Raw genomic sequence first — 18,627 nt, 5'->3', positions numbered from 1 at the left:
CGCGAAGGTCCTCCGGGGAGCGGAAGGATTACCGTGGCCGCTTTCACAGCACGTAGCGTTGAGCACGCGAAGGCCGATCCGTCGAAGCGTCTGGAGCTACCGGACAGCGCTCTTCCCGGCTTCTACCTTGTCATCCAGCCGAGCGGCGCGAAGAGTTGGGCGGTGCGCTACAGGGCAGCCGGGAAGCCCAAGAAGCACACACTCGGCCCCTATCCCCGCCTGGGGCTTGGCGATGCCCGTGAGCGAGCCCGTGAGGCGCTGCAGGCGGTATCCGAAGGGCGTGACCCAGCCGGCGAGAAGGCGGCCGCACAAATCGAGCAAGCGGCCGTCGTGACGATGCGCTTTGGCATGGTCGCCGCGGACTTCATCGCGCGGTACGCCAAGCCTCGGAACCGCACGTGGCGGCAGACGGAGGTGTTCCTGACAGAGGGCGACCTTGCCCCCTGGCAGGACAAAGACATCCGCACTATCGGCCGGCGCGAGATCCTGAACGCCATCGACGCTGTGGTGGAGCGTGGCGCCACCATCCATGCGAACCGCCTGTTCTCAGCCCTACGCCGGTTCTACGCCTGGACGGTGGAGCGGGGCGTGCTGGAAGCCTCGCCGATGGCCGGGCTCAAGCCTCCGTCTCAGGAAATCGCCCGCGACCGGGTGCTGACCGACGCCGAATTGACCGCGATCTGGAAGGCGGCTGGTGAGATTGGCTACCCCTTCGGCTCGGCTGTTCAACTCTTGATTCTGACAGGCCAGCGCCGCTCGGAAGTGCTGGAAGCCGATTGGCGCGAATTCAACCTTGCCGCTTCCTCGTGGACGATTCCGCGAGAGCGAGCGAAGAACGACCGGGCGCACGTGGTGCCTCTGTCGCCCCGCGTTACGGAAATCCTCGATGGTCTGCCGCGTATAGGCGCCAAACCTCTCTTCGTATTCACTACGAACGGCACCACCCCGTTCTCGGGCGTCAGCAAGGCGCATGACCGCTTGAACCGCCTCGCCGCGGCTCACATGCCGGAAGGCGAGCCGTTGGCGCCCTGGCGGCTCCACGACATCCGCAGGACATTCGCGAGCGGGTGCGCCCGCCTTGGCGTGTCCGTGCACGTGGTCGAGAAGGCGCTCAATCACACGTCGGGCACCTTCGGCGGTATCGTTGGCGTTTATCAGAGACACGATTTTGCGGATGAGCGCCGCCGCGCCATGGAGCTATGGGCGGGCCACCTCGACGTCTTGCTGATGTCCGGGGCGAAGGTGATCCAGCTTGCCCGGCGGAGCGCCTGAGATGGCCAGGAGCACCATCAAGCCGGTTGCCGGACCTGTCACCGGCGCAATCGACAGAGACACAGTTGAAATCGGCGATACCGTGTCTCTGTTCGATCTGTTCGGACAACTGGCAAAAACGCCGATGGACATCCGAACTAAGCTCATGATCTTCGCTGATGATTGTCGGGCGTATCTTCAGGCCGCAGGCTTATCGTCGGAAGCCGGATCTTGCGAGATGCGGGCGCGGAGGGAAGGTTTCGATCATCCTTCAGTCGAATGGTATTGTGCAAGCATTGTGGACCTGACCGCCGCCGCTTTTGCTTGCGGTGAGCGCGGCGATGTGTGGAACGCAGTAAGCTGGGGCTGTACAGTCGCAAGATATAGTGAGCAAATGCGGATGCTCGGCTACGAGCCCCTTATCAAGCAAGGAATAAACAAAAGAAATGATCTTGCTGTGGCGAGGAAGGTTAATAACAAGCAAAAGCAGTTAGCGGCGTCGTCTTGGATAAAAAGGGCGAACCGTCTTGCGCGCGATATCTGGAGCGCAAAGCCGGATTTATCGCCTAGATCTGTTGCTGCGATCCTGCAGGGGCGAGGAGAATTTCTAGACAGAAAATTGGACACGATCCGAAAAGTCATCGCTGCCAACGCACCGAAGAAAGTTGGCAGCGCGGGCTGAGCGCTGCCAATTTGCAGGATGCATCTTTTGTCCGTTCCCAAGACACACCGGAGCGGACAATGAACACCAGAAGATACGCCACCAGCGGCGAACTAACGGCGCGCTACAGCATCAATGTGAAGACGCTGTACCGTTGGGAGAAAGACGAAAAGCTCGGCTTCCCGAAGGCGGTCAAGCTCAACGGCCGCAATCTCTACCCTCTTGAGGCTATCGAGACTTGGGAGCGTCAGCGCGCTGCCCGGAGGACCGCAGCATGAGCGCCCCCCGCCCTGGCACCGTTCGCAGCGATGTCGCCCTTTGTGACGGCCGCACGCCCATAGGATTCATCCGGAACTCTACAGCGGGCGACTACGCTTATGACGCTGACGGGCTGCCGGTTGGAATCTTGACCGACCGAAAGTCCGCACAGAGCGCCCGCGCGGCCGGAAAGGCGGTGTCGCCATGACCGCCGACATCCGCGAAGCCTTTCACATTGCAGCCGTCCGGCTTTTGGGCTGGCGGCTAGACAACGAGCGACAAGAACAATGGGGCGTGGTGCACCTGGAGACGGGCCGGCGTGAGTACGACCCCGAGCCGGCTGTTAGTTTCTTCGGGCGTGATTACACCCTCACCGAGATCTGCGACTTGGCTGGCGTGCTGGAAGGCCCCTTGCCTCCGCACATGCACGCTCTGTTTCTGGTCCTCGATGACCATATCGGCGAGCAGATACCGGCAACCTATGCTGAGGCGGTGGAGGCGTTGCGTGACTTCATCGCCTTTGAACAGGACAGAAAGCATTTCTCGCCGCTGACAGAGCCGCCAACAGTGGAAAAGATCCGCGCCGACTCGTACCGCGCGGGCGCGGCCGCAGTGCTCGACCTCGCCACAATGATGGAGGCCGGCGCATCATGAGCGCGATCGTCGTCCCATTCCGTTTCGCACGGCGCTTACCGCAGATCCGCAAAACCGCCGGCTATATGTTGACGGTCCCGCACAACCACGCAGAGGGGCACCTTCGTGAACAGCTTCGGCGGCTCGAGGATGGCCTTCGGAAGAAGGGCGTAGCCGAAGAACTGATCCGGCCTGAGGTAGCATCCTACGAAGGTGCCATCCGTGCGCATCTCTGGCGCCTCCTCCTCAGCCACGGGGGAGCCGCATGAAGAGGGATCAGAAAGGCAATTCGGGCAAGGTCGGTCGGCACACCCGGATCTTCCACTACATGGCCGATACCATTGCTTGGAAGTCGCTGTCTGCAGGTGCGCGCGCTACCTATCTCATGCTTGGGAAGCGATATGCTGGACCAGGATCCAACAATGGAGCGATCCCCCTCTCGATACGTGAGGTGAGCGACGAGCTGCGTGTCGGAAAGAGCACGGCCGCTGAGTACCTTCGTGAGCTCCAAGAGAAAGGCTTTGCTGTCGTCACTGTCCGCGGTGCCTTCAGTCATAAAAACAAGCGCGCGACCGAGTGGCGTTTGACCGAGTACCCGTCCGACACGGACGGTGAATTGCCGACCAAGGAATTCACCAAATGGCGCCCTGAAAGCAATTTCACGGTCCGCCCTGAGGTACCTCAGGTACCTGTAGCCGGACCGTACGGTACCTGTGGCCGGACAGTGATCGCTCAGAATGCCCGAAACGGTACCTGAGGCCGGACCGTGAACCCCCATTTCACTGTTTCACGGTACCTGACACCGGACACTGTGTAGTTAACCAGTCACCGTTCCGGAAAGAGCCACCGAGGAGAAGCGCTGCGCCTTCCTGTCTTGGCTCCCTCAGATCCTGAAATCGATTGCCCAATCAATTAGGAGGGACGTGTCGTGATCCGTGAGGCATGCGGTTTCAAGGTCCGTGTAGGCGGCAAGGGAAACCGCCAAGTGGCCATCTCTGCGGTGAAGGCCGACAGTCGGCCTTTGGTGCACCTGAAGGTTCGCGATGGCATCGGGGGCGGCTCACGATCGGCTGACACAATCGATCTGGACTTGAGCCAAGCGGCTGCGTTGGCGCATGCGCTGAATGCCGCCATCGAAGCTGCAGGAAAGGATCCGGTCGTTGAGGAGCATCTGGCTGAGCAGTTTAGGCGGGAGACCGCTAAGCGGGCTGAAGATGAGGCTTGGGAAGCTGCCGCCCCCCGATTATCGAAGCGGGGCCGTCGCAACAGCAGGTCTCGCCTTCCAGATGCAAATCTTAGACAGCCCGATTGATCGCGCGGCAGCCTTGGAAAACGGCAAAGCATGACATCGCAGCCGTTCCAATTCGATCAGGATCGGTTCGAGAAATGCCGGACCCTTGCGGACCGCGGTGCTACACCCGGCGAGCGCGCGGCTGGAAGGGCCGCTGCGGCACGTGTGGCGGCTTCGGCCGGTATGACGCTGGAAGAGGCTGTGCAGCTTGTGGATGCCGCTCCACGGCCATCCACAGGGCCAGCACCTTCACAGGCTCCCCCCTCGGCTTCTCGGGCGCCTTATGAGGCCTATGCCTATGCATGGAGGAAGCCCAAGGCGAAGCCAGAGCCGATCACGGTCGCGGAGATGATCGCGCAGAAGGCTGCGGAGCTGGAGCGGCGCAAGAAGGCTGCCGCTCGTCAGCGGAGAGAAGACCTCAAGATGTATGCCGAACAGGCCAAGGCGGACGCGGTTATTCAAGAGCAGCAAGCCGTTAGAGACCGGGAATGGGCGGAGGCTCGCGCTCAGCACCAAAGGGCTGAAACTGCGGAGTAAGCGGGGGAGGATGCCGCGCCGGGGCAAGGGTTCGGCGATGAGAGCGCTGACGTTGCTGTTCCTCGCCGCGGTGGATGCCACGGCGAGGTTCTACGGGCTGGCTGACCGATCAAGGGCAGTCGACACTATGGAGGTGCGTCTCCAGGCGGCGGTGTAGGAGTACGAGCGGCGACCTTGGCTGGCATCGTATAAAGGTATTCGAGCATCACTCGTGTGAAAGCCGCTAGATCCTGAATATCTTCTTCGGAAGGTTCGGTAGTATCGTGAGCGGTCTCATTCCCAATTTCACGAACAGTATCGGCCCACTCCTTCATGGCATCGGTAAGTCCGCCTGCCGCCGCATAGTCGTGAATGCGTCTCGCAAGCGATCCCTTACCCGTTGGAAATCGGTCCTTGATCGTAAGTTCAAGAACTCGCCGGTAGGTCATCCCAGCTGACTCCCGGTGGCCCGCAGTTGCGGCGTGTTCCGCTTGAATAAAATTTCTTGCTATTGGCAGAGGTACATTGCTGGGAGCCTCCGTATTCCTTTTCTCGGGCCACATCTTTTCCATGACCCAGCCTGTGTCAGTAAATGACCCGTCAAAGCTAACGAGTGATGAATAAGAAACGCCTGCCCGATTGGCGTCTCGACGAAACCAAGCCCCTATTGGCTTGCTGCAGATTTGGCAAATGAAATGAGCCGTTACATTATTCTCATCCCTTTGCCTTATAAGAACAGCTTTCAATGATACATTGTTTGCAGGGCAATGCGGACAATCATGAACAAGAACCGGCATTTCTATTCCCAAGCCTTCGGCAATTCCCATTCGCGCGGGGCACCATAGCCCGGCCCGTCATAGCTTCGCGTCGTGGTGATCTCTGTCCGGCTGAAACGCCGGCAGCGGCGTTCGTACTCTGGCGAATTCATTGAGACGACGCCACACGCTGCGAGCGCCTTCCACCGGGGAGAAGCCTCACGAGCCTCGGATGTGCCGGGGGCAACGAGAACGCCGCCCACGGCCACCACAGCGCACCACAGCGCCATTCCGAACCACGCGAACCAGAGGCGATTGTACCAGACGAGTGGCTTACCGGTGACGCGCTCCCATTCCTGGGCTCGGTCTCGCTTCTCACGATCGCGCAGGACATTGGATTCGCGCCGGGTCAGGTACTCGTCAGCCTGGAGGAAGTGCAGGCCCTGCACGGCCCTGTCAGCTGTCTCCTTGCCGGCCTGCTTCACCCATTCGCCTGAGACATCGCGCAAGACGCGCTCGCGCGCCTCGTGATGGCCTACCGCCTGGCACAAAGCTTCATCCGGTAGGCTAGGTCCTCATAGGCGGCTTGGAAGTGGCGCGCAGCCTCCATCATACTCACTCGAGCCTTCAGCGCAGCGTCATAAGCTGCCTGGTCGTCCTTGTCGCGGAGCTGACCTGCAAGCCCGGATAGATGTAGATCCTCCACCTGCTTCAGCAGTACCTTGGTCCGAACTGTCGCCTTATCGAGGGTGTCGGCGACGACGTAGCAGAACCGTGGGTTTGTTTCATCCTCAGCAGCCGTAACTACCCCATTTCCTATGAGCAGGACGGTTGCAAGGGCGATCGTCGTTTTTGCCATTGAGGCCGTTTATACACTCGTGATTGCAGGAGCTCGAAGGATCGCGCGATGCTCGCTGCAGGTCCATCCCATTCTCCGTCCTTTCGGCTCTATCCCAGTTACCGCTACCATAATGGCGGGCTCGCCGCGGCCCTCGTCGTGTCGCCTCAAGGCCTGTCATCCATAATCGGCCTCAACGGCGTACGCGGCTTAATGACGGGAAACCTCTTGTTCAATTTGGGGAGACTTTCTCAGAGCAAAAAAAATTTTGAGACATGCTCCTCTCGGCTCTGAGAACGGCGCTTCCCTATCGATGCGTCCTATCTATCGCTTGTACCGATGTGTTAGATGTCATCTATCTTGGGGGGATAGTCATGACGTTTCGAGGTATCGCCGATGTGGCTGCGGATCTCGACGTTGAGCAACACGTGGTCAGGTTCTGGGAAACGCGATTCCCGCAGGTGCGGCCCGTACGCAGGAACCGTCGGCGCTACTATCGCCCAGAGGACGTTGCGCTGCTGAAAGGGATCCGTGAGCTACTACACGTTCAGCGCCTCAGTATCGAAGGCGCGCAGCGGATACTCCGAACCAAAGGCCTTGCCTTCGTCTACGCTGCAGGACGCGGTGAGGTGGCCGCACTCGATATCCTTGGTCCGGCTGGTAGGATCGCCCTCGCCGCTCTTTCGCTGAAGCAGCGTGACGCCCTGACCGCGGCGCTCACAGATCCAATCGTGTGCCGTGCCCTCGCTGACCAGTGCCTTGCCCAGGCCCGCAACGGAGGATCGCTCCATGCCTGAACGGATCGTCGGCGAGGTGCGGAAGTCGGCCCGAGAAAGCATCAGGCTCGTGTTGAGAGAGAAGCGCGGTGATGTCGGCCTTGATCTTCGCATTGCTGCTGCCAATGGCCGAGGCGAGATGTGTGAGACGGCAAAGGGGCTGCGGGTTCCTATTGCTAAGATCGGTGCCCTGATTACAGCCCTACAGGATGCTCAGCGGCTCGCGACTCCGATCGAAGGACGCTCCTTAGTTCGATCGGTAGCGGTAGACGATGTAGGCACTGCAACGTCAGGCGCCTCATTTTTCGGTTGATCCGAGACAAACTTTCACGATATGTTCTTGTGTCACTAACGGCATGAGCCGTTCCATCGACATGCCATAGGCGCCTCAGGGCGTGCGGGCCTCCCAGATCCGGTCATCCGGTGGAGCTCCTGCGCATGCAGCACGACACCCTTAAGAAGCCAGGTCGGCAGAGCACTGTCGCCGCGCACCCTCTGCGCTATGAGATCGAGTTGGCCTGTGCTGCCGGTCTCAGTCTGAGGGACGTTGCTCAACGCTTCGGCGTCACCCGCGCTAGCGTAGACCGCTACTGGCACGCCCTCCCCCAAGACGAACGGACCTACCTCGCCAGCATGGCGCAGGAACTGGAGGAGCATCAGGCTTCGCTCCGGCGTGTGTTCGCGTCTGCCATGGCCAGAGCACGCTCCAGCCCGGTCCTGAAGCCACGGCACGGACGGGACCACGCACATGCAGCCTGACACCTGCGTGCCAACCCCCTGCCCTCTCCGAAGGGGTAGCCGGGTCCGATTAAGGAATTCCCGCCCGGTGTCACGACCGAGCGTACTCGTCAGATTCCGCGAAACCTCCGCAACAAAAATTGGCGTCGAGGTTGGCACGATGGAGGGGATCAATGCCCGCAACAGTCGCCAGCATTGACGTGACGCTGCGGCTCCTCGGAGCCGATCAGTTTCAGTCGAAGATGCGTGAGTCCGCGAGCGCTTCGGAGCAGACGGGTGCTCGCGTAAAGCGTTCGATAGATGGCATTGCTTCATCGAGCGAGAAGGTTGGGCAATCCGCCAACAACCTGTTCCAAACGAGCACTGCCCTGCGGTCCATCAGCGTGTCGGCAGTTCTCACTGAGAATTCCATCGCCGGCCTCGATAAGCGGTTCTCAGCGCTCGGAGCGACCGTGGCTGCCCTTGCTGGCGGCACGGCCTTCAACGCCTTCAAGAACTACGCCGACACCGCCACAAACATTTCGAACCGTCTAGCATCCGTCCTGCCGATCCAGGCACAGCGTGCCGCCGTCGATCAGCAAATCTTCGATACGGCCCAACGCACTCGGACATCCTACGAGGCAACCGCCAACCTATTCTCCCGCCTGACGCTCTCTTCCAGCCAGCTCGGCGCGAGCCAGACCGACATCCTCAAGGTGGTAGAGACGACACAGAAGGCCTTGCAGGCTGGCGGCGCCACTGTCGCGGAATCAGCGTCGATCGCCACGCAGCTGTCTCAGGCGCTCGGGTCGGGGCGTCTTGCTGGTGACGAGCTTAAATCCATTGCAGAGAACTCCCCCGTTCTCATTCAGGCCATTGCAAGGGAGTTCAACACCACGGTCGGTGGCCTAAAAGAGATGGGGTCTAACGGCGAATTGGCTGCGGGCCGCGTGTTCAAAGCCATTCTGAACGCCGGCACGGAAGTGGATGACGTCTTTTCCCGCATCACGCCGACGATCGCCGGCGGCGTTCAGCAGATCGATAACGCTCTGACCCGCTACATCGGGAACCTGGATAAGGGCGTGGGGGTGACCAAGGCACTCTCTGGTGGTCTCGAGTTCGTTGCCAAGAATATTGCTGGCATTGGTGACGCTGCTATCCTCGCCGTCGCGGCGCTGGCCGGCCCAATCGGGTCTCGACTCCTCGGAGGGGCCAGCTCCCGCGTCGCCCGCCCATTCCGTGATGCAAGCGCCGCTGCTAAAGAACGTCTCGACTCTGCGACCGGCGCGCTCTCGACCGCCACCAGCACTCGTGAGACTGCCCAAGCCCGGCTTCGCGAGGCTGAGCGTGTCCGCGCATCTGTCGATGGCCAGAGCAAGTTCCGGCAGGCTGCGCCGGAGGTGCAGCGTGCCTATGAGCAACAGGCCGCGAAGGTCGATCGCCTGCGGGAGATCTCGGCGAGGGCGACCGAGAGGGAGAGCGCGGCCCTCCTGAAACGAAGCGATGCTGAGGGTGTGTTCGCCAGCATCTCGCAGGCGGCCGCTGCGCGGGTCGAAGGGGCCAAGGGCAAGCTTGCATGGCGTGAAGCCATGTTGAACGATCTCCTAGCGAAGCGTCCGGCGCTGGAGCAGGCGGCAGCCCAGGCCGGTGGGAACGGGCGAGCCCCGGCGCAACTCGCTGCGCTGGATACGCAGATTGAGAAGCGGAAGGCCTCCCTGGCGTCCCAGGCCATGAAGCTGGCTACGGCCGAGGCGCAGGCAGATGAAAGCATGATCGCCTCGGCGCATAAGCGGGCCCGCGTGCAAGCTGGGTTGGACGCTGCGGCCATCGCCTCTACCGCTCAGCGCCGCGCCGCCTCGCAAGCTCTCACGGAGGCCGAGGCGCGTCTTGGTAGTCTCGCTGGACAGGTAGGCGCGTCGGCCGTTGTGAATCGGACGCAGGCCGTGGAGGAGGTGTCCCGCGCTCAGGGCGTGCTGAACCGAGCCTATTTCGCAGAGCAAGAAGCGCTCGGGAGCGTGGCAACTGCATCGGCACGTACGAGCACTGCAAAGGTCGCGTTGGCTGGAGCAGCGAGGACAGCCACAGGAGCTTTCAGTGGGCTTGTCGGCATGCTCGGTGGGCCGCTAGGTGCAGCTCTCACGGCAGCCAGCGTCGCGACGATCGGGTACGAACTCTACCAGGCCCGCGCTGCGGCTCGCACGGAGGAGCACACGGCGGCTCTCGGTCGGCTCGGCGAACGGCTCCAACAACTCAAGGCCCAAAACCTCAGCGGCGAGGTGCGCTCGGATCGCGATCTGGTGGCGGATCGGGCGACGATTGAATCAGCTGCCAAGGCCGCGCGTGAGCGCCGCGACATCCTGTTGGACGCCTATAACCGAGCATCATCGAAGGATAGCGCGCAAACCGACTTGGGCGGCGGTATTTTCTCGCCCAGCCTTCTTGGACGGGCTGCGGTCAACGTAGGGGTAAACCTCGCCTCGGTGATCGCCCAACTGCGCGAACTCCCCTCTTCGAGCGAGGCAGCCACTCAGGCAGGCGAAGCTTTGAACAGGGTTCTAACGGAGGCGGCGAAGATTGACCCGCGGTATGGTCCCATTGCCCAACAAGCCGCTGCGGCCGGAGACGAATATTCCGCGGCAGCCTTGAAAGTTCGTGAGTTCCAAGTGGCTCGAGAGGACGCCGATCGCGTCGCCAAGAGCAAGACTGACACCCTCGACGTCAGCCTGGAGGATTTTGCCGGCGGGGATATCGATGCCGTCGCGCAGCAAGGTCGGGATGCGGCCGATGCATTCTCCACCGGCTTTAACACGCAGGTCCAGACGGGCGGGCAGATCACCGACGCCCTGCTGGCTGAAGGGGAGAAGGCAAAGGAGGCGTTTCAAGGCGCCATTGGCGAGATCGACACAGATGCACTTTCCGGTGCTCTAAAGGCTGTAGGCTCCAGCCTCCAAACGGTGAAGGCTGACCTCGATGGAACGAAGGTGGCATCAGGAGAAGCCGCTGCGGCGAGCCTCGCCATGGCAAAGGCTTTGGAGCTTTTGGGCCAGGCAAGGCCTGATCTTGGATCCGTCATCGTCCAGGCACAGCAACTCGCCAACGCCTACCGCCAGGCCATTGGGCTTCAGCAGATCGCCGCAAACACGGTCCTGTCTGGCGACGATAAAGTAGCCGCCGAGACCAAGCTACGGGAACAATCACTCAAGAAGCTCGAGGACCGTCTCCAGGCGGCAGATAAGAGCCCGGTTGCTCGACGGGTTCGCCTGACCCGTGACCTCCCTGGCCTATCCCAGGCAGAAATAGCTCATCTGGATACGGCAGAGAACCCTGAAAAGGCTGGCCGCCGGCCTGCCCGTTCGAAGGATCAACGCAACGCCGATACCCTGTCCCGGAAGCTCGAGGAGCTCAGTCAGGACGCTCAGGTCGCGGCGCTTAACGACTTCGATCAGAAAACTGTCCGCTTCGCACAATCGGCAAAGGTGGCGGCCGACCAGATCAACACCTTCATCGCCTCCGCCAAGAGTGGGGATCTAACCAGCATCCCGCCGGCCATGCAGGATATCTACGACAAGATGCGTCAGCTCGAAGGGGTGAAGCTCGGGAAGGCTGCCCTCGATGACCTTTTCCCCGGCCGCCTTCTGGAGCAGCAGATTGAATCGGTTAGACGCGCCGCGAAGGATGCCCCAGAGATCGCTGCCAATCTGGATCTGATCGAATCCCGTCTTCGCGAGAAGGCGGCGCCAGAATGGGCAAGCGGTTTCAGCACCGCCTTCAGTGACATGGCCAAAAGCGTAGTAGCGGGGACGGCCACCGCAGCTGATGCGCTAACCGCCTTCAAATCCAAGATCGTCAACTTGGCGTTGGACGCTGCCTTCAAGCCTGTCGAGCGGATGCTGTCAGGCTTGTTGGGCAGCACGTTCGCCCCAGGGGCATGTGCGGGCAGCGGCGGTGCGATTGAGGTGGTCCTATGAGCGGCATCATCGCGATGGCCGATGCAAGCTCGGTACTGATGCTGACCGACGGTGCCGGCACTAACGGAGTGGGGCATCTGCAATGGATAGGCTCCAAGGTTTTGTTGATGCCGGAATGGCCTGGTGTCGTCGCGGTGCGAGGTCCCAGCCAATTCTTATGGGCGCTGCGCACACATTGGGGTGTAGAGGTGCCAAGCTTCGACGTTGCCTTGGCCCGCGTGGTCGAGGATGGCCAGATCGTAGAGGAGATGCACCGGCTTCATCGATACCCCCTCACCGAATGGGAGATCGTATTAGCCGGCTGGTCCGAAGAGCGTCAGGCGTTTGAGGTGTGGGACGTGTACGGCGGCCCGATTCCGGATTTTGAGGATCATCCGCCTTTGACGCTACGGAAGATGGTGGGCGCGATGGGAGCTTGGCCTGCCCCCGATCAAGATAAAGTCGAAGCCCTCGGCCTGCACCTCAAGCCGGACAAGCCCCGCCCCGTTGTTGAGACCGCTGGTCTGATCATGCTGGCTATGAGGGCATCCCAGCAACCAGATCCGCGCGACCCAAGCCGGGGCCATCACACCATCGGTGGGTTCATGCAGGAAACCATCGTCACCCACGAGGGCATGTCTACTCGCATTATTCACCGCTGGCCTGACCGTATCGGCGAGCCAATCAATCCGCATGGAGGGGTAAACTCATGAAGCGCATCATCCTGGCAACGATGATCTTCGCGGCGAACGCTACAGGCGCCTATGCCGATCCGATCCTGACGCCGCTTATCGCTGCCTCTCTGAGTGGAACGGCTCTCGCCGGCACAGCCTTCACCATCGGAGCCGCCTCAGTAACCTATGCGTCCATCGCCCCTCATTCGCTGAAGGCACCCAAATGACTGCGATTAACGCATGGGCGGAGAAGGATTCGGCGACCGTCTACACAGATGGAGCCTGGGTTGGGGATGACGGCAAGCTCCTCTGGATCGCCCCGAAGGTGGTCCCGCTCCCGCACATAAACGCCGCTATGTTGGTGCGCGGCAACTCGCAGACGATCCACGTTCTGCAAAGCCACTTGCCGTCCCTGTTCACCTCGTTTGACCAGGCTGTGCGCGATGTCGGTCCTCTGATCCTCAACCCGCCGCCCAACCTCCTGGCCGCTATGGGCCCCAAGAGCTTCGATGGCTGGCAGCTGATGTTGCTCGGCTACTCCGAACACGTCGGGCAATTTGCTGGGGCCTTCATGCAAGGCACCCTCGAATATGGCGAGCCGGGGTGGAAGACGGAGCCGTTCGTCCGCCTTCTCAGCCCTCTGTCACCAGAGCTCGCTTCTCATGTCGAACCAATGCACGGTGACCCCGGTGCCAACGAAGCCGGCGCGGTTATGGACCGGCAGCGGCGCATCCTGAATACAGATCCGGCTGGCGTGCCCGGCTATGTCGTTGGTGGCTTCTGCCAGCGGACCCATATCACCCGCGAGGGCATCACCACCTCTATTGTACGGCGCTGGTCCGACAGGATCGGGGAGCCCATTGCCGGCCCGAGCAAGGCCCGGGGCTCCGCGCGCGATCCCTTCCGCATCACCGCATCGGGGATCCCCGCCTTCGCATGACGCTAGCCGAGCACCTTCGCACAGGCGCTTCGGAGCCCTTCGCGTGGGGTGTTGCGGACTGCTGCCTTTTCCCCTCGGACTGGATCCTAGCTCAGACCGGGATCGACGCGGCCGCACCGCTCCGGGGCCGATATCGGACGCCACTCGGGGCAGCTCGGCACATCAAGCGCCGCGGCGGCTTCGTCCGCATGGTCTCGGACTTCATGGCCGCCGCCGGCTTCTTGGAAACCGACAACCCGCAACCCGGGGACGTGGGCGTGATCCATCTTGGCGACGGCCTTGCCTTCGCGATCCGGACCCGCGTCGGATGGGCCAGCAAGTCCCTCTCGGGCCTCGGATGCGGGCCGTTCCGCCACGTGGTCGCCTGGACCATCCCGCCGAAGGCGCAGCCCCAATGAACCGCGCCCATGCCGTGGCCATCTTGCGTCAGCCGCCGGGGGATCGAGACCCAAGCCTCCGGCTGCTACTGAGGCATCACCGCACCGCCCTGTCCGAGCTCGACATGCAGAGTCCCGACAGGCTCACACGGATGCGTCACTCTCGGCACTCGCGGGCCTTGGTCAGGATCGAGCAATTGGCATGCAAGGCAGGCGTCCGCGATCTCTGGAGGCTTTAGAACTCCCTGCCCTGATGATTCAGGGGCGCATTGATCGAGAAGCATTACACCAACCTCTGCATCGAGGCGTTGCGCGCACTGGCAGAGAAACGGGAAGGGGGATGTAGCCCTTCACCGCGTGTGGCATCCCAGACATAGCGACCGGGCTCGCCCTTCCCTATTCCGTGGCGATGTCAGCTTCTCCCGCCTTCAAAATCGAACCGAACTCACCGCAGGCATGGCGTGAAGCCTTCCTCAGCATGAAGCCGAGCGTGGTACCATGCCTCGGCCTGACCGCGCAGAGCTGGCAGGCCGTTCACGCTGCGTCCCTGGACTTCCTCGACAAGCACGCCGACGAAGCTGGCCGGTTGGGCTGGACGACGCTGCAGTTATTCGGCGTGCATCCAGGCCTCGGCGTGATCCGTTCCGACTTCTGCGGGGCCATGGTGCTGAGTGGCGATCTCGTGACCGAGGTTCATCCCGACTTCATCCGTTTCGCGCGGACGCGCTACTTTCGGAACGTGCCCGGCCGGCCGACGGGCGCGGTCCCGATCTGGGCGAAGAGGCGGTAGGCGGTTCAAAGGCTCGCCCTATGTCCTCGCGGGCACCGCCAGGAACCCGACCATGAGCACCGAACGCGCCGAGGGATACCGAGAAGCGTTGTCGACCGTGAAAAGCACGATCCAGCGCAGGATAAGCGATGACGGCGTGCCGGAGGATGGGAAGCGCGAATTGTCTAACCTCCTCGTTATGCTCGACGACATGCTGCAGCCCAACCGGAAGGTTCCTGAAGCTGGAAGCGAGGCACCGGAGCCGCTGAGTGGCAGCTTCTAACGCTAGCCGAGCTCCTCGGTTACCTGGGCCAACGGTTCGCCCTAAGCGCCTTCAAGCGAGCGTCAGATCGATGGCGTGGTGACGCCCGTGCGGGACGAGATGCGCGAGACGCGGGCAGCCATGCTGCAGGCGTTCTTGGATCGCCCGCATCGGTAGCTGATCATTATCCACACCCCCGCCTGACCACCTCGGGATTAGCAATGCCTGAACGTGGCCGAGAATTTTGTATTCACTTCTGAAACCGGAGCGGCGAGTCATCCGTATCGGCGCGCATGACGAACGCGAAAGCCCGCCCGAGGCCAGTCCCCTTCTTGTCGGTCACAGCCAGCCGCCTCTATGCGGCTGACGCGGCTTGGGCTACAGAGCTTGCGGCACGATTTGGTGACGAGATGGTCAATGCAGTTTCGGTTCAACCCGAAGGCCGTGGTCAAGTGGGAACCAAACTCCGCGCTCTCTACGATGCCCGAAGCCGTGCCCTGAGTGATTGGCAGCGCGTCCGTGGTCTGAGCTAACCCCGCGAACCTACCTTCCTGATCGGCCTCTCAAACTGAAAGCCCGGCGCTTCATGACAGCGGCCGGGCTCAAGGAGGAGACGTCAGCCAAGCCCACGAGCTGAGCGCCAATCTGCGAGCGCCTTCTCACGCTTGTCGTAGAGAGCGCGAAGCTTTGAACCTTCATCGCCTCTGCCCTCTCGCTGGACGGCCATCGCGTTTACGCGATCTGTGCCAAATCTAGCAGCCAGCTCCGTAACCCATGCAGTATCGGCCTCTACAAGACGTGCGGCGGTGGACGCGAGTAGATGGGCACCAAAGGGTTTGATGTTCGGTTCGAGCATTCGGCCACCCAACAAGAGGTGATCGATCTGGGTTTCAGGTTGGCCGCCAAGAACCGCCCTGAGGGCGCGGGGCAGACTACGCAGACAAACGAAAAGCCGACCCTATCGGCCAGCTGCACCCAGCAGTGCGCGCCACCCATTGTATACAATCACACAATACGGCTAAGGTTGCCCATCACCGGCCTCTACCCTTGGCTCCGATGACTGAGAGAGTCGTGTGCTCCCGCTTCCAGTAGGAGAGCGATGCGATGCCCGATACGCCCCGATACCGCACGGATTGCTTGAGCGAGCGACGGCCCCCTGCCTATCGCGTCCTCTTGTTTGCAAAAACCGGAGCCGTGATTGGCATGGTTCGCATCTCCGCTCAGGATGACGACGAAGCCGTCGAACGCGCGAAGGCGATGGTAGACGGTCACGCGGTCGAGCTATGGGACGGACTGAGGTTTATTGAGTTGTTCCGGCCCGTCGATTAGGGGGGGGCGGTCGTGTCAGGCGGCGCTACCGGAGGGTATTCGTAGTTCGGCTTGAGAGACGACATTTCGCGAAGGATTTCTCTCGACTCCCTTAGAAGCGCGCGGCTTTGAGCTAGCTCTGCCCGAATATCGGAACTCAATTGCATCGTGTAGAGAATAAGATCCTGAGTTGACTCTGGAACGTGGTTTTCTGCCGAATTAAACACGTTGAACATATGCTCACCAGATTGCTGTGGAGATAAAGCCCCAGCCATCTGATTGCCGATGCGTGAGTTCTTCTCTTTGGGAGGACAGCGTTATGAGGCCATCTTTCGATGGGCGCACTTACCTGAGTTGGGGTTGCCAAGATTTTCTGGTGCCCAAGCAGAAAAAGCGGCACCTGAGATGCCGCTTCGCCTATAATCTGCAAACTGACCCACTACCCCGCCCCGCCCTTCTTCGACATGGCGATTTTCCGCAAGTTCGCTCTAAGCACTTCGACGTCCTCACTGGCCCCGGCCTAGCGCGCGGCTTCGATTAAGCGGCGCTTCTGCGCCTCAGGCGTCAGCTCCTCAGTACTTCGCTTGGAGGGCGGTTTGGGGGCGGGGATCGGTTCATCCCTATCAATCCCGCGCTCCGCTACAGCATCGGGGTCTGGCGGGAACTCGAGCTTCTCGCCGGGTGGCTTGGGCTTGGTGGGTGTGTAAGCGGTTATGGGAGTGATCCTCAAACTGCCTCCAACGTAGGCGCTTCCTATGGGGGGGGGCGCAAAATTGGGGATTTGCAAATTCAATGATCTAATCCCCCGAACGGGAGCCATCAGCCCAGGTGACGGACGAACCGGGCGAGGCACGCTCCATGGCGTTGAGCAGGTCCACGAGATCGTCAGCATCATCGCGCGGTAGCTCTACCTGCCGGACGCCCTTCCATAGGGCTGGCTCGCCGGTCGCTACGTTGAAGACCGTCCAACCGTCCCCTTCAGGACGCATGTCGTACTCAATGACAACGCCATCATCTTTCATGGCCTAGCCCTCCGAGTCGTGAGGGCAGCATAGACCCGTGTCGCCCTTTGCCTACTCCCCCACACCGGTCTTCGGCTTGCGCTCGTGGCGCTTGAGTTCGGCTTTCCGCAATGCCCCCCGCGTGGCATCAGCAGAGTCATGCCGAAAAAGCCTCCCCACTTCGCCTATTTGATCGCGGTCCGTCGGGCTGACGAGACCGATCGTGTCTATGCGATCCTGGCGATGGCGGTGGCAGATGCAATCCAGATCGCGGCTGAGCAAGAGCCGACGGGGCCTGCGCCTCGCCACGTTGGCTTGTTAGGCGCCCATGTCGTCAAGCGCATGGATCTCAAGGTCGGCGAAGCGCGGATCCTTTGATGGAGCCCTCCCGCCCGGACTGCGATCGGGCTTAAGGACGAGATGGAGCTAGAAAGATGCGTCGTTGAAGAGCAGCGCACATGCTGCGGCCCTTCAAGGTTTAGCGGCATTCGCCAAGAGCCTCGGCCTTTCGAGGGGGGCTTTCGAGGCCATTTTGCTGGAGGTCGCCGCTGAGGCAACCGCCTCGGTTACTAGCACGCTTAAATGGCAATTCTCCGAAATCCGCCAGCGCACCATTCAAAAGGCGGCGCGACAGGGCAAGACGCCCTAGCCCAGACGAAAAACCCGCCGCGGCGTGAGCCGGGCGGGTCAGTTGTTCAGACGAGCATGAGGGAGGACAAGCTCCCTCAACGCCAAGCACGGGGCGTGCCGGAGGGTAGGCGTGCCCGTCACGTCCGTGCGTTCGGTTCTCGATTGCCTGCTCTCGTTCGATCGCGGTCAGCAGGGTCGTATGCTCCTTCGACTCCTAGCGGGTGATCCGCTCGCACTCGGTAATCCGACAGCCTTCCATGTGGTTAGACCACCTCGCGAGTTTGGTCCCCGGGGTGCGCGGAACAGCTTTAAGGGTCACATTACAATTTTAGGCAGCCACGGACGCGAGCGATGTGCAACCTCTACAGTCTGGTTACGTCACAAGCGGAGATCCGTGAGGCGTTCGGTGTAGAGGAGGACCGCGCCGGCAACCTGCCGAGGATGCCGGGTATCTTCCCGGACCAAATGGCGCCTATCGTGCGGATCGAGGATGACAGGCGTGCCCTCGAGATGTTTCGATGGGGCATCCCTGGACCGAAGCAGTACGGGGAGCATCCCGTCACCAACGTCCGGAACGTGAAGAGCCCGCACTGGCGGCCTTGGCTTAAGCCGGAATATCGCTGCCTCGTCCCAGTGTCCTCCTTCAGCGAGTATGCAGATACCAAGCCGAAGAAAACGCCCACATGGTTCGCCCTCAATGACGACCGGCCGCTCTTCGCCTTCGCCGGCATCTGGCGGCCCTGGACGGGAGTGCGCGGCACCAGGGCCGAGAACCCAGACAGGGAGGAGGCCGAGCACTGGCTGTTCTCGTTCCTCACCTGTGATGCGAATGGGATCGTCGGCGCGGTCCATCCGAAGGCCATGCCGGTCCTGCTGACAACGCGGGAGGAGTGGCGGACATGGCTTGAGGCACCGACCGAGATCGCCATCGAGCTACAGCGCCCACTGCCTGACGCCATGATGAAGGTGGTGGCGACGGGCTCACGGCGCGATCCGCCAGAATGAGGATCTCATAGCTGCCGG

General features: G+C 61.5%; 23 protein-coding genes and 1 pseudogene. 19 read left to right on the top strand and 5 right to left on the bottom strand.

Annotated elements, in window-relative coordinates; genetic code table 11:
* Window positions 1-33 precede the first annotated feature (33 nt).
* The 7 genes from IPV08_RS25105 (at window position 34) to IPV08_RS16990 (ending at window position 4,631) form a co-directional block, all read left to right on the top strand.
* The gene (locus IPV08_RS25105; RefSeq protein WP_207412740.1) at window positions 34-1,272 is read left to right on the top strand and encodes a site-specific integrase; all 1,239 of its coding nucleotides are present in this window, start codon (window positions 34-36) and stop codon (window positions 1,270-1,272) included.
* A 1-nt stretch (window position 1,273) separates the two neighbouring features.
* The gene (locus IPV08_RS17015; RefSeq protein ID WP_207412739.1) at window positions 1,274-1,933 is read left to right on the top strand and encodes a hypothetical protein; all 660 of its coding nucleotides are present in this window, start codon (window positions 1,274-1,276) and stop codon (window positions 1,931-1,933) included.
* A 59-nt stretch (window positions 1,934-1,992) separates the two neighbouring features.
* Window positions 1,993-2,190, top strand: a complete 198-nt coding sequence (locus IPV08_RS17010) for a DNA-binding protein (protein WP_207412738.1) — start codon at window positions 1,993-1,995, stop codon at window positions 2,188-2,190.
* A gap of 184 nt (window positions 2,191-2,374) precedes the next feature.
* The gene (locus IPV08_RS17005) at window positions 2,375-2,824 is read left to right on the top strand and encodes a hypothetical protein (RefSeq protein WP_207412737.1); all 450 of its coding nucleotides are present in this window, start codon (window positions 2,375-2,377) and stop codon (window positions 2,822-2,824) included.
* Complete coding sequence (locus tag IPV08_RS17000; RefSeq protein WP_207412736.1) at window positions 2,821-3,072, top strand: DUF6074 family protein; 252 nt, start codon at window positions 2,821-2,823, stop codon at window positions 3,070-3,072. Before IPV08_RS17005 ends, IPV08_RS17000 begins: the two co-directional genes overlap by 4 nt.
* On the top strand, window positions 3,069-3,560 hold the full coding sequence (locus IPV08_RS16995; RefSeq protein ID WP_207412735.1) for a MarR family transcriptional regulator: 492 nt from the start codon (window positions 3,069-3,071) through the stop codon (window positions 3,558-3,560). Before IPV08_RS17000 ends, IPV08_RS16995 begins: the two co-directional genes overlap by 4 nt.
* Window positions 3,561-4,145: 585 nt before the next feature.
* A complete protein-coding gene (locus tag IPV08_RS16990; RefSeq protein WP_207412734.1) occupies window positions 4,146-4,631 on the top strand; it encodes a hypothetical protein in 486 nt (161 codons plus the stop codon).
* Between the two features lie 125 nt (window positions 4,632-4,756).
* On the opposite strand, the gene IPV08_RS16985 is transcribed toward IPV08_RS16990, so the two are convergent.
* The 3 genes from IPV08_RS16985 to IPV08_RS16975 are packed head-to-tail and all read right to left on the bottom strand — an operon-like array spanning window position 4,757 to window position 6,224.
* Complete coding sequence (locus tag IPV08_RS16985; RefSeq protein WP_207412733.1) at window positions 4,757-5,437, bottom strand: DUF4145 domain-containing protein; 681 nt, start codon at window positions 5,435-5,437, stop codon at window positions 4,757-4,759.
* The gene (locus tag IPV08_RS16980; protein WP_207412732.1) at window positions 5,410-5,874 is read right to left on the bottom strand and encodes a hypothetical protein; all 465 of its coding nucleotides are present in this window, start codon (window positions 5,872-5,874) and stop codon (window positions 5,410-5,412) included. The genes IPV08_RS16985 and IPV08_RS16980 overlap by 28 nt, the downstream gene beginning before the upstream one ends.
* A 26-nt stretch (window positions 5,875-5,900) precedes the next feature.
* Window positions 5,901-6,224: a hypothetical protein gene (locus tag IPV08_RS16975; RefSeq protein ID WP_207412731.1), complete on the bottom strand. Its 324-nt coding sequence runs from the start codon at window positions 6,222-6,224 to the stop codon at window positions 5,901-5,903.
* 254 nt (window positions 6,225-6,478) lie between these two features.
* On the opposite strand from IPV08_RS16975, the pseudogene IPV08_RS25100 reads away from it, so the two are divergent.
* Window positions 6,479-6,730: pseudogene (locus IPV08_RS25100) on the top strand (MerR family transcriptional regulator); the annotation flags it as partial.
* Between the two features lie 12 nt (window positions 6,731-6,742).
* On the opposite strand, the gene IPV08_RS24715 reads toward IPV08_RS25100, so the two are convergent.
* Window positions 6,743-6,994, bottom strand: coding sequence for a hypothetical protein (locus IPV08_RS24715; RefSeq protein ID WP_246748008.1), 252 nt, complete (start codon window positions 6,992-6,994; stop codon window positions 6,743-6,745).
* Here IPV08_RS24715 and IPV08_RS16965 point away from each other — a divergent pair.
* From IPV08_RS16965 to IPV08_RS16925, 9 genes are all read left to right on the top strand, one after another.
* Entirely contained in the window at window positions 6,993-7,292 is a 300-nt protein-coding gene (locus IPV08_RS16965; RefSeq protein WP_207412729.1) for a hypothetical protein, read from the top strand. The genes IPV08_RS24715 and IPV08_RS16965 overlap by 2 nt on opposite strands.
* A gap of 598 nt (window positions 7,293-7,890) precedes the next feature.
* Window positions 7,891-11,664, top strand: a complete 3,774-nt coding sequence (locus IPV08_RS16960) for a tape measure protein (protein WP_207412728.1) — start codon at window positions 7,891-7,893, stop codon at window positions 11,662-11,664.
* Window positions 11,661-12,356 carry a hypothetical protein gene (locus IPV08_RS16955; protein ID WP_207412727.1) on the top strand — a complete coding sequence of 232 codons (696 nt, stop codon included), beginning with the start codon at window positions 11,661-11,663 and terminating at the stop codon, window positions 12,354-12,356. The genes IPV08_RS16960 and IPV08_RS16955 overlap by 4 nt, the downstream gene beginning before the upstream one ends.
* A complete protein-coding gene (locus tag IPV08_RS16950) occupies window positions 12,353-12,544 on the top strand; it encodes a hypothetical protein (protein ID WP_207412726.1) in 192 nt (63 codons plus the stop codon). Before IPV08_RS16955 ends, IPV08_RS16950 begins: the two co-directional genes overlap by 4 nt.
* Window positions 12,541-13,257 carry a hypothetical protein gene (locus tag IPV08_RS16945; protein ID WP_207412725.1) on the top strand — a complete coding sequence of 239 codons (717 nt, stop codon included), beginning with the start codon at window positions 12,541-12,543 and terminating at the stop codon, window positions 13,255-13,257. Before IPV08_RS16950 ends, IPV08_RS16945 begins: the two co-directional genes overlap by 4 nt.
* A 188-nt stretch (window positions 13,258-13,445) precedes the next feature.
* Complete coding sequence (locus IPV08_RS24710; protein ID WP_246748003.1) at window positions 13,446-13,655, top strand: hypothetical protein; 210 nt, start codon at window positions 13,446-13,448, stop codon at window positions 13,653-13,655.
* A gap of 457 nt (window positions 13,656-14,112) precedes the next feature.
* Window positions 14,113-14,424: a hypothetical protein gene (locus IPV08_RS16935; RefSeq protein ID WP_246748002.1), complete on the top strand. Its 312-nt coding sequence runs from the start codon at window positions 14,113-14,115 to the stop codon at window positions 14,422-14,424.
* A gap of 52 nt (window positions 14,425-14,476) precedes the next feature.
* Window positions 14,477-14,686 (top strand): hypothetical protein, encoded by a 210-nt coding sequence (locus IPV08_RS16930; RefSeq protein WP_207412722.1) that lies wholly within the window; start codon window positions 14,477-14,479, stop codon window positions 14,684-14,686.
* 1,083 nt (window positions 14,687-15,769) lie between these two features.
* Complete coding sequence (locus IPV08_RS16925; RefSeq protein ID WP_207412721.1) at window positions 15,770-15,994, top strand: hypothetical protein; 225 nt, start codon at window positions 15,770-15,772, stop codon at window positions 15,992-15,994.
* Window positions 15,995-16,770: 776 nt separating this feature from the next.
* Here IPV08_RS16925 and IPV08_RS16920 read toward each other — a convergent pair.
* Complete coding sequence (locus IPV08_RS16920; protein WP_207412720.1) at window positions 16,771-16,995, bottom strand: hypothetical protein; 225 nt, start codon at window positions 16,993-16,995, stop codon at window positions 16,771-16,773.
* A gap of 84 nt (window positions 16,996-17,079) precedes the next feature.
* Here IPV08_RS16920 and IPV08_RS16915 point away from each other — a divergent pair, with 84 nt between their 5' ends.
* Both IPV08_RS16915 and IPV08_RS16910 read left to right on the top strand, forming a co-directional pair.
* Window positions 17,080-17,352 (top strand): hypothetical protein, encoded by a 273-nt coding sequence (locus tag IPV08_RS16915; protein WP_207412719.1) that lies wholly within the window; start codon window positions 17,080-17,082, stop codon window positions 17,350-17,352.
* Window positions 17,353-17,955: 603 nt separating this feature from the next.
* The gene (locus tag IPV08_RS16910; protein WP_207412718.1) at window positions 17,956-18,609 is read left to right on the top strand and encodes an SOS response-associated peptidase family protein; all 654 of its coding nucleotides are present in this window, start codon (window positions 17,956-17,958) and stop codon (window positions 18,607-18,609) included.
* The last annotated feature ends 18 nt before the right edge of the window (window positions 18,610-18,627 follow it).

The sequence above is a fragment of the Methylobacterium sp. SD274 genome (assembly GCF_017355285.1).
GTDB lineage: Bacteria > Pseudomonadota > Alphaproteobacteria > Rhizobiales > Beijerinckiaceae > Methylobacterium.
This window is presented reverse-complemented; position numbering and strand designations above follow the sequence as displayed.